Raw genomic sequence first — 1,662 nt, 5'->3', positions numbered from 1 at the left:
GAGCGGGCGGCATACGCGACCATCACATCGCGAGCCAGTGGACGTACCGACCAGCCATCGCCGGAGATGTGGTGCATCACGAAAACCAGCACATGCATCGGCACTTCGGCCATGCTCATATCAGCGGAGCCAGCCGAGATGATCCGGAACAGTCCCGCGCGCACCGGAACCGAGGCGGTCACGTCGAAGCCGGTGAGGATCAGTTCGGCGACACGGCTGCGCAGCTCAGCCTCGGTGACGTCGATGACGGTCGTGTCCAGCTGGACCTGGTCGGCGGGCAGGACGACCTGCACGCCACGGCCTTCCGAGTTCTCCGGGTAGACGGTGCGCAGCACCTCATGCCGCTCGAGCACGTCTTCGACTGCGGCCAGCAGGGCGTCCACGTCGAGGTCGCCGGTGAGGCGGACCGCCAGCGGGATGTTGTTGACGGCCGAGGCGGTGTCGAAGCGGTTGAGGAACCACATGCGTTGCTGTGCCAGCGACAGCGGGATCTCGGCGGGCCGCTCCCCCGCCACCAGGGCGGGGCGCGCACCGGCGCCCGCCTGCGCCTGGGCGCGGGCGGCCAGTCCGGCCACGGTGGGGGCCTCGAACAGCACACGGACCGGGATCCGGGTGTCGAGGGCCTGGCCGAGCCGGGCCACTACCTGGGTGGCGATGAGCGAGTTGCCGCCGAGCTCGAAGAAGTCATCATCGAGGCCGGCTCGGCCGACGCCTAGGACGTCGGAGACGATGCCCGCCACGATCTCTTCGATCGGGGTGGACGGGGCGCGGAAGACCTTGGCCTCGAACACCGGCGCGGGCAGCGCCTTGCGATCGAGCTTGCCCGAGGCATTGAGCGGGAAGGCGTCCAGCACTACGAACGCGGTCGGCACCATGTAGGACGGCAGCAGGCCGCCCAGATACGTGCGCAGCGCCTCGGTGTCGAGGGCATCCGCGCCGAGAGCAACCGGCTTGGATGTCGGCGCGGACGCTGGAACCACGTACGCGATCAGCGCGTCACCGGTCCGATCGCCCGAGCGCAGCACCACGGCCGCCTGTGCGATCGACTCGCGGGCGGTGAGCGCCGCCTCGATCTCGCCGAGCTCGATACGCAGACCACGCAGCTTGACTTGGAAGTCGGTGCGGCCCAGGTAGCTCAGCTCACCAGTCCTGGTCCAGGTGACCAGGTCACCGGTGCGATACATGCGCGTACCGTCACCGAACGGATTGGCCACGAAGCGATCCGCGGTCAGATCCGGACGCGCCACGTACCCGGTGGCCAACTGATCGCCCGCCAGGTACAGCTCACCCGCGACACCCGCCGGCACCGGCCGCAGCCGCGAATCCAGCACGTAGACCTGGGTGTTGAAGACCGGCGAACCGATCGGCACCGAGATGATGTCGGTGTCCTCGACCTCGTGGTAGGTGACATCGACCGCGGCCTCGGTCGGACCGTAGAGGTTGTGCAGACGGGCACCGGTGAGCTCGCGCAGCTTCTGCGCTGTGGTCACCGGAAGCGCTTCGCCGGAAGCGAAGACTCGCTGCAAGGAGGTCAGCGCGGCCGCCTTGGCGGCGTCCCCTTCCAGCCCGGCGACGAAGACCGACATCATCGACGGCACGAAGTGCGCAGTGGTGACACCGGTCTCGATGATCAGATCCGCGAGGTAGGCCGGATCGCGGTGG

General features: G+C 68.5%; 1 protein-coding gene. It reads right to left on the bottom strand.

Annotated elements, in window-relative coordinates:
• Positions 1-1,662: AMP-binding protein (locus ACWELQ_RS45310; RefSeq protein WP_452403128.1), on the bottom strand; the 1,662-nt coding region annotated here is incomplete at both ends.

This window comes from Nocardia sp. NPDC004722 (assembly GCF_053601505.1).
The sequence above is the reverse complement of the archived record's forward strand: the minus strand, read 5'-3'. Positions and strand labels throughout refer to the sequence as shown.